This window comes from Streptomyces sp. NPDC051738 (genome assembly GCF_044453205.1).
GTDB lineage: Bacteria > Actinomycetota > Actinomycetes > Streptomycetales > Streptomycetaceae > Streptomyces.
Map to the genome: position 1 here is coordinate 80,840 of NZ_JBITCM010000021.1, position 8,722 is coordinate 89,561.

Below are 8,722 nucleotides of genomic sequence, written 5' to 3' on the forward strand. Positions count from 1 at the left end.
GCCAGCGATCCGCTCTGTCAGTGGCCTCGGATACTGTGTGCCGTCTGAGCAAGATCAGGAAACAGGATCGGGTGGGGAGATCACGATGCTGGTGGGGGCAGGGCGGGCACGGCGAAGACTGGCCCAGGTGGCTTTGCTGGCCGGGGTGCTGACGGGCTGTTCGGGGGCGGCGGAGGACGACACGAAGACCTCGGCCAGTGCTTCGGCGGCGGCAGACGAGGGCGGCGCGGGAAGTGCGAGCGACACGGCGGTGAAGAGCGGCGGCACCATCGGCGCCGCCGGGTCGGCCTGTGAGCTGCCCGTCACCTTCGACATCGCCGAGGACTGGGAGGCGGAGGCCATCGACAACGGGGCGGCCGAGGAGAAGGCGGCCGACGGTGCCGACGCCTCCGCCGATCCGGAGGAGGCCGAGCTGGCCGAGGTGATCGCCGACGCGATCCTGTACCAGGGCCCGGTCGCGGCGGCGTGTGAGGTCGACGCCAAGCCGGCGGGGAACATCGGCTTCCTGCGCGTCTGGACGGGCAAGCCGGGTGAGGACGACGCGCGCACCGTGCTGGAGGCCTTCGTGGCGGCGGAGAAGAACACGAGCAAGGCCAAGTACAGCCCGTTCAAGGCAGGCGGCGTCTCCGGTGTCGAGGTGAAGTACCTCTCCACGAGCGAGCTCCTGGAGGAGACGAAGGAGGAGTCCGCCCTGGCCGTCACCACCAAGAAGGGGCCGGTCGTCATCCACCTCGGCGGAATGGACACCGACGAGCACCGGGAGATGCTGCCGGCGTACGAACTCGCCAAGCGGACCCTGCGCATCGGCTGAGCAGTCGGTGCCGGTGTGTCCGGCGCGGGCGGAGAAAGCGCCGCGCCGGACACCTCCCCGGGTCGGTCAGGACGCCGTGCGGGAGCCGATCGCGGGGGCCGTACTGGTGCCGTTCTTCATGGCGGTGAAGCCGAAGCCGGTCGATGCGCCGGCGGCCAGGCTGCCGTTGCTGTTCGGCCTCACCCTCATGACGTCGCCGCTGAGGATCCGCCGAGCGCGGTCAGCACCGCGTTGTACGCGGGCTTCTTGGCGTAGTTGCCGTCGAAGAGCAGGGGCGTGCCGCCCGGGCGCCACGAGTACTTGTCCGTGACTCCCCAGACGGTGATGCCGGTACAGCGCGAGACCGCGAGGCAGGCCCGCACGACGTTGCTGTAGCTGTTGGCCTGGGCCGTGCCCGAGCCCTCGATGTCCAGCTCGGTGATCTGCACGTCGACGCCGAGGTTCGCGAATCGCTGCAGGTTCGCCTGGTAGTCGGACGGGACCGGGGAGGCGCTGTTGAAGTGGGACTGGAAGCCGACGCAGTCGATCGGTACGCCGCGTGCCTTGAAGTCCCTGACCAGGTTGTAGACGGCATTGCTCTTCGCGTTGACGCCGTCGGTGTTGTAGTCGTTGTAGCAGAGCTTGGCGGCCGGGTCGGCGGCGCGGGCGGTGCGGAACGCCTCCTCGATGAAGCCGTCGCCGAGCTTGTCCTGGAAGGGCGAGCTGCGCCGGGCGCCGCTGCTTCCGTCCTGGAAGGCCTCGTTGACGACGTCCCAGGAGTGGATCTTGCCCTTGTAGTGCTGCATGACCTGGGTGATGTGGTTGTTCATCGCCGATCTGAGGTCGGCGGTACCGAGGCCGCCGACCCAGCTGGGCAGTTGGGAGTGCCAGACCAGGGTGTGTCCGCGGACCTTCATGCCCCGGCTCTGGGCGTGGTTCACGATCTGGTCGGCCGAGCCGAAGGTGAAGGTGCCGCGGGTGCGCTCGGTGGCGTCCCACTTCATCTCGTTCTCCGGCGTCGCCGAGTTGAACTCGGTGTTGAGCGTCGAGACGTACGGGGCTTCGCCGAGGTGGTTCGCCGCGACGGCGGCGCCGAAGTAGCGGCCCTTCTCGGCGGCTGCGGCGCCGAGGGTGCTCGCGGCCTCGGCGGTGCCCGCGAGGGCGGTGACGCCGGCCGTGGCGAGGAGCCCGGCCAGGCCGAGGGCCAGTGCGGTGCGGGTGTGTGAGTGTCGGGGGCGACGCTCGGGAGGCGGGTCGATGGATGTGCGGGTCACCATCTTGTCCCCTTCTTCTGCCTTCTGCTTCGAAAGTTTCGGACGGATTTCCGAATTTCGCGGCAGACCATAGGAGCACCAGCCTCAACCGTCAACAGGCCGCACACCCATCGCTTCGAGTTGGCTCAAGAAGGCCCTAAGACGCCATTTCAGTTGGTGTGATCTTGCGGCAGTCTGAGGTGATGACTGATGCGCTTGTCGAGCGGATGGCGCCCGAAGAGTTATGGAAGTTGTTCCAGCGGGTGGTGCCGCCCGCACCGGTTCGCCCGCAGGGTGGAGGGCACCGCCGGCGAGGGGACCGCGAGGTGCTGGCCGCGATCATCTTCGTGGCCACCTCGGGCTGCACCTGGAACCAACTCCCGCCAGGCTTCGGGCTGTCGGGGGTCACTGCCTTCCGTCGGTTCACCGAGTGGACCGAGGCCAGGGTGTGGGCCAAGCTCCACCGCCTGGTCCTGGACGAACTCGGTGCCCGGGGCGACCTGGACTGGTCACGGTGCGCGATCGACTCTGTCAGCGTCCGGGCCCTCAAAGGGGGCAACTGACAGGACCGAATCCGACCGACCGCGGCAAGAAGGGATCGAAAATCCACCTCATCGTCGACCGCCAGGGCCTGCCCCTGTCTGTCGGCATCTCCGCCGCCAACCTCCACGACAGCCAGGCCCTCATCCCGCTGGTCCGCGGCATTCCGCCCATCCGTTCCCGTCGCGGCCCGCGACGTCGGCGGCCCGGCAAGCTGCATGGCGACAAGGGCTACGACTACCGCCACCTGCGGCGATGGCTCGCTTCCCGAGGCATCCGGCACCGCCTCGCCCGAAAAGGCATCGAGTCATCCCGACGCCTGGGCCGACATCGCTGGGTCGTGGAGCGGACCGTGTCGTGGCTGTCCGGGTGCCGACGCCTTCACCGACGCTACGAGCGCAAGCCGGAACACTTCCTCGCCTTCACCGCCATCGCCGCGACCCTCATATGTCACCGCAGACTGACCAAGTGAAATGGCCTCTAAGAGACTGCGGGCGGCTCGAAAGTTTCGAGCCGCCTGGCGACCGTTCCGTGCTTCGTTCCGCGCGATTCCGCCTACGACTCGGCCCCGGTGTAGAACGCGATAGTCGCCGCACTCGTGGCCGCCACGACCGCCTCGTCGGCCCCCGAGGCGGCGTAGGCCTCTCCCCACAGCTCGCCCGATCGCGTGTTGAACGCCTTCCCTTCATCCGAGACCTGCCAGGCCTCGGCCTCCTCCCTGCTCATCCCGCCCCCGGCGAGGTGCATGCGGAGGCCCAGCAACGCACCGTCCCAGCCGACGCCCACGGCTCCCGGCCCGAACTGGCCCCAGAACTCGGGCGGCACCACGGCCACGTGCTCCAGCTCGAACACCGTCCGCTCGTCGCCCTCAGGCGTGAGCCGCAGCTCGACCTCACTGAACCCCGGTTCAGGCCCCATCAGCCAGCTGACCCGCAGCCGTGTCGGCTCGTCGCACTGCAGGATCTCCCCGCCGGCCTGGCCCTCCAACTGGTACCGCCCGCCGACCTTGAACTCCCCGCTCACCGGCAGGAACCAGCGGCCGATCCGCTCGGGCGACGTCACCGCGTCCCATACGTCGGCGACCTCGGCGTCGTATGTACGCCGCAACAGCACCGTGCGGGCCTCGCCCGCCTCGACCTGCCGTACACCGACCTGCCGGTGCAGGCGGTTCAACTCGTCGACGATCTCACTCATCCCCGCTCACTTCCTTTCTCAGTCTGCGTTCGCGCTTGCCGCGCGCGAGTTCCGTTTCGAGGGCGTCGAGCCGCTGCTCCCAGAAACCCCGGAATCTCTCCAGCCATGCGTCCACCTCCCGCAACGGAGCGGCGTCGACGGCGTACAGCCGTCGGGTGCCCTCCGCCCGCACGGACGCGAAGCCGCTCTCGCGCAGCACCCGGAGGTGCTGCGACACGGCTGGTTGGGAGATCCCGAACTCGTCCTGGATCACGGCACTGATGTCGCCCGATGCCTGCTCGCCCGCTGCGAGCAGCTCCAATATCCGGCGTCGGACCGGATCACCCAGCACATCGAAGGCGTGCACGGATCCCACTATGCCAGCCATCGCTTATATAAGGCAAGCCTTAAATAAAGCGCGAGGTCGGGCCTGGGCCCGAGCGGGGCCCCGGCCCGCTGGTTCGCGGTCGGTGAGGCTAGTCGCGGTCGGTGAGGAAGCGGTCGAGTGCCGTCGTCAGTTCGGCCGGCTTCTCGACCGGGAGTTCATGGCCCGCGTCCACGATGCGGATCACCGCGTCCGGGTAGGCCTTGGCCATCCGCAGCATCTGGGAGACGGGCAGCTGGATGTCGTGGTAGCCGTGCACCATCAGGGTGGGCGCCTGTATCTCGCCGACCCGGTCGAGCACGTCGAAGGCACGCATGGCGCCGTACAGCGTCATGACGACCTCCCGGGGCGTGTCGGCGGAGGCGCGGATGTACTCCCGGATCTCCTCGCGCGGGTGGCCGGGGGCGAAGGCGCGCTGGATGTTGGCGGCGACGAACAGCTTGAAGGGGGCAAGCGTCGAGGCGGCCATCAGCAGGGCGCGGCCCCGGTTGTAGGCCATCCTGCCGATGGAGTTCACCAGCACCAGGCGCTCGACCCGCTCCGGGTGGGAGAGGGCGATGGTCTGGGCGATCATCCCGCCCATGGAGTGACCGATGATCGCGAACCGCTCGATCTTCAGGTGGTCGAGGAGGGCGAGGACGTCCTTCGCCAGGGCGTCGATCGTGCGCACCCCCGCCCCGCCGCTCTCGCCGTGCCCGCGCAGGTCGAGCCGGACGACCCGGCGCTTCTCGGCGAAGTGGGCCACCTGGTGGTCCCAGCGGTGCCGGTTCGCCGTCCAGCCGTGGACGAACACCAAGGGCACACCGGCACCCTCGCGGGGGCCCTCGTCGTCGTACGTCAGCGCTGCGCCGTCGACTTCGAGCTGCGGCATGGGTGGCCTCCTGGAGTGCGGGTTCTTGTCGTCCATTGGGGTTACTGACCGGTACGGTAACCGGCCGTACCAGCTGCCGTCACCGGCGTTCGCCCAGGAAATCGAGGATGTGCCCGAAGACGTCAAGGGCCGCTCCCCTGCCGAGGAACGTGTCCAGGTGGCCGTAGCCCGGGATCTCGGTGTAGGTCACGTCCAGTTGGGGTTGGCGGTGGGCGAGGACGTCGCGGCACAGCTTCTGGGAGTCGAGCCACAGGCCGTTCTCGCTGCCCGCCAGGAGCAGGACCGGGGTGTCGATGCGGGCGGCCGCGTCGAGGGCGTTCTGCGGGAGGGCCCGGTAGCGGTGGTCGGTGTCGTGCCAGCGGACCACGGTGCGGGCCAGTTCGATGCGGCGCAGGTGCGGCAGGATCCACAGCGGGGCGGGGCCGAGGAGATCGGCGAGGCGCTGGTGGGTGGTGTCGGTCAGGTGCTCGTGGACGAAGAGCGAAGCTCCGGTCCCCCAGGCCGAGTTGTGCAGGATCTGGCAGGTGGGGTCGGGGCAGGTCGCCTTGCGGGAGGCCAGGGCGAACAGCGGGGTGTACTTCGACCACAGGCCGACCTTGCGGAAGTCGACGGGGATGTGGTCGATACGGGACTTGAGGAGCTCCCCGGCCAGGCTCATGCGCAGGGAGGTGCGGCCCGCGAGCTTCGGGGTGAGGAAGACACCCTGGGACACGACGCCCGCGAGGCCGGGAACCAGGCCCGCCGTCATGCTCATGGAGAGGGTGAGGGAGCCGATGCAGTGGGCGACCACGAACAGAGGGCGGTCGCCGATGCGGGTGCGGATGTGGCGTACGGCCTCGGGGATGTCGTGGAGAGCGACGTCGTCGTAGGTATAGCGGCGGCCGGTCTCGTTGTACGGCAGACGGCAGCTGCCCCGCCAGTCGAGCAGCCAGGGTTCGTAGCCCTCGTCCAGGAGGACGTCGACCAGGTTGCGGGTCTCGGGCAGCAGGAACATGTCGGCGGACGCGGTGTGTCCGTGCAGGAGCAGCACGGCGGGGCGGTCGTGGTCGCCGCTGTCGATGCGGGTGAGGCCGAGGCGTGTGCCGTCCGGCGCCTGGAACGGGATCTCCTCGACCCTCGCCGGGTCGAGGCGGTGGTGGAGGGGGCGCAGGGTCGTGGTGGTCCTGACCTTGCGCAGGGCCGGCCTTGTGGTCCTGGGGGTCGTCGTCCGGAAGATCATCGGTGGTGCTCCGTGGGGGTCTGGGTGCGGCGCAGGTCGAGCAGGTCCGCGGCGGCCCGGGCGAAGGGGCCGAGCAGTCCGCGGCCCATCTCCAGGCCGAACCAGGCGAGCCAGGTCAGCTTGGCGGCGCGCTTCTCCTGACTGGTCAGGCGCGGGTCGACCTTGATGCCGTCGATCTGGTCGCGTACGTAGGAGTCGGCGGGGACGACGACTTCGCCGGCCAGGCTCGCGGGTTCGCCCTCCCGGCCGAGCTCCACGGTCAGGGCGCGGGTCTGGCGCCAGAGGTCGCGGCGGGCGCGGGCGTACTTGTGGCCCTCCAGCCACCAGTTTCCGCCGTCACGGTCGGTCAACTGGAGGCGGTAGCGAAGGAGTTGGTGGCGCAGGCCGTGCCGGTGCGGGATGCCTTCCTCGGGGCGGATCCAGATGTCGCCGTGTTCCACGGTCAGTGGCTCGGGGTGGAGAGCAGGGCAGGTGAGGTGGCCTCGCACGTCGACGCGGCGGTCGGTCACCAGCTGGTGCATGCTCGCGATGGAGAGGGTGAGCGACATCGAGCAGGGGGTGTCGGGGGCGGCTCCGACCGGGCCGACTTGGCCTTCGGTGGTCTCGGCGAACCACAGGTAGGGCTGGTCGTCCTTGTGCGGGAGGCGGGCCAGGCCGTCGTCGGCGAGGCGCTCGAACGTCTTCAGCTGGGCCCGGGCGTCGTAGCGGGCGGCGGTCGGCAGGCCGAGTGCCTCGACGAGCGTGTCGGTGCGGTCGGCCGTGGCGGCCGGGCCCTTGAGGGTCGCCTCGCACAGCTTGAGGGCGGTGGGGCTCTGCAACACGCGGGTGAGGAAGCCCAGTTCGGGGATCGGGTCGGCCTCCAGGCGGGTCAGGGCGTCGGTGCGCCACTCGTCCCAGTCCTGTACGCGGACGTGCATGCCGCCGAGGCCCATGTCCCGTACGACGTCGTCGAGGGTGTTGGGGACGCCGGTGAGGTTGTAGTCGAAGCCCCAGGCGTCGGGTTCGCAGATGGCGGCGACCGCGACGCGGCTGACCCAGTCGACCGGGGCGGCGTTGAGGTAACGGAAGGCGGGGACGGTGCGGAAGCGGCCGAAGGCCGAGATCAGGCCGCTGCTGAGGTCCTGGGGGTTGTAGGCGCCGGTCCTGCTGTGCCCGCCGATGCCGCCCGGGCGCAGGGCTGTGACGACGAGGCCGTGATCGCGGGCGCGGCGCAGGGCGACTTCGGCGGCCCACTTGGTCTGGTCGTAGCCGGCGACGAGGCGGTCGATGTGGGCGAGGGGGTCGTCCTCGCCCATGGAGGGGATGCCGACCTCGTTGAAGACGGCGATCGAGGAGATGTGGTGCAGGGGCTTGGGGCGGCCGGTCGCGGCGAGTTCGGCGAGGGTGAGCGCGCCGAGGACGTTGCTGGTGCGCAGGGACTGGTACCCGCGCAGGAAGTCCACGGCCGCCGCCACGCCGACGACGCTGTCCAGTTCCTGGGCGAGGGAGTTCCAGACGTCGTCGGACAGGCCCAGGTAGGGGTGGCGGATGTCGCCCGGGAGCACGGTGATGCGGCGCCGTACCTCCGACGACCAGGGCAGCCCATAGCTCTTGAGCGCCTCGCCGAGCCGGGTGACGGCCGCTTCCGCGTCGGCGGCGCGGACCAGGCAGTAGACGTGGGCGTCGCTGTGCCGCAGCAGGTCCAGCAGCATGTGGCTGCCGAGGAAGCCGGTGGCGCCGGTCAGCAGGAGGCGGCGCGGGGGCAGGGGGTCGGGCGAGGCGGTGAAGGGGAGGCGGTCGGCGAGGGCCAGGTCGGCGAGGATCTGGGTGAGGTCCTCGGGGCGGGCTGTGGAGTGTGCGGGGGTGGTGGAGGTGGCGGGGGTGGAAGCGAGGGTCGTGGTGGGCGGTAGTGGGGCGGGGAGGGTGGTGAGGGGCGGAGCCTGAACTGCCGGGATTCCCGGGGCGGGCGGGGCGGCGATTCCCCGGGCGGGCGCCGCCGAGATCCCCGGAGCGGGCGCCGCGGGGACTCCCGGAGCAGGCGCCGCCGAGATCCCCGGAGCGAGCGACGCAGGGACTCCCGGTGCGGGCGACGCTGATACGACGACTCCGGCATCGGTGCTCCCCAGCCCGCGCCGGGCCAGGCTCACCGGCCGGGCGTCCGCGAACACCTCGTCCAGGTCGAGCTGCATGCCCAGCTCGTCCTCCAGCGCGGCGACGAGTTCCACCGCGCTCACGGAGGTGCCCCCTGCGTCGAAGAAGTCGGCGTCGGCGGGAAGGTGGCCTGCGGGAACGTAACGGCCCGCGATGGCCGCGATGGTGGCGGCGAGTGTGTCCACGTCCTGCGCCGAGTCCGGGTCCGGGTCCGGGTCCGGCCGCGTGGGCTGTGCCGATGCCGTGACCCTGGCCAGCAGGTCGGTCACGGTCAGCCCGACACCGCCCCGCTCTATCGCCTCCGCGGTCGCCCGCTGTTCGGCGGCTGCCGACACGTTCTCGTTCACCTCACGCATGAGAG

General features: G+C 70.3%; 7 protein-coding genes and 1 pseudogene. 2 read left to right on the forward strand and 6 right to left on the reverse strand.

The features are described from left to right. Positions 1-85 precede the first annotated feature (85 nt). Complete coding sequence (locus ACIA8X_RS37115) at positions 86-811, forward strand: lipoprotein (RefSeq protein WP_399460148.1); 726 nt, start codon at positions 86-88, stop codon at positions 809-811. Positions 812-877: 66 nt separating this feature from the next. Here the strand turns inward: ACIA8X_RS37115 and ACIA8X_RS37120 are convergent. After that, positions 878-2,067 (reverse strand): annotated as a pseudogene (locus ACIA8X_RS37120) (endo-1,4-beta-xylanase). Between the two features lie 179 nt (positions 2,068-2,246). Between ACIA8X_RS37120 and ACIA8X_RS37125 the strand changes: the two are divergent. After that, positions 2,247-3,055, forward strand: a protein-coding gene (locus ACIA8X_RS37125; protein WP_399460149.1) for an IS5 family transposase whose coding sequence is annotated in 2 segments (ribosomal slippage) — positions 2,247-2,594 and positions 2,597-3,055 — 807 coding nt in all. Because the reading frame shifts where the segments join, the coding sequence is not laid out codon by codon here. Positions 3,056-3,138: 83 nt separating this feature from the next. Here ACIA8X_RS37125 and ACIA8X_RS37130 read toward each other — a convergent pair. From ACIA8X_RS37130 to ACIA8X_RS37150, 5 genes are all read right to left on the reverse strand, one after another. Then, positions 3,139-3,777 (reverse strand): SRPBCC family protein, encoded by a 639-nt coding sequence (locus ACIA8X_RS37130; protein WP_393460279.1) that lies wholly within the window; start codon positions 3,775-3,777, stop codon positions 3,139-3,141. Next, positions 3,770-4,144 (reverse strand): ArsR/SmtB family transcription factor, encoded by a 375-nt coding sequence (locus ACIA8X_RS37135; protein ID WP_393460282.1) that lies wholly within the window; start codon positions 4,142-4,144, stop codon positions 3,770-3,772. Before ACIA8X_RS37135 ends, ACIA8X_RS37130 begins: the two co-directional genes overlap by 8 nt. Positions 4,145-4,232: 88 nt before the next feature. After that, complete coding sequence (locus tag ACIA8X_RS37140; protein WP_393460285.1) at positions 4,233-5,012, reverse strand: alpha/beta fold hydrolase; 780 nt, start codon at positions 5,010-5,012, stop codon at positions 4,233-4,235. Between the two features lie 79 nt (positions 5,013-5,091). After that, on the reverse strand, positions 5,092-6,231 hold the full coding sequence (locus ACIA8X_RS37145) for an alpha/beta hydrolase (RefSeq protein WP_393460288.1): 1,140 nt from the start codon (positions 6,229-6,231) through the stop codon (positions 5,092-5,094). Further along, the gene (locus ACIA8X_RS37150; RefSeq protein ID WP_399460150.1) at positions 6,228-8,717 is read right to left on the reverse strand and encodes a thioester reductase domain-containing protein; all 2,490 of its coding nucleotides are present in this window, start codon (positions 8,715-8,717) and stop codon (positions 6,228-6,230) included. The genes ACIA8X_RS37145 and ACIA8X_RS37150 overlap by 4 nt, the downstream gene beginning before the upstream one ends. Positions 8,718-8,722: the final 5 nt, after the last annotated feature.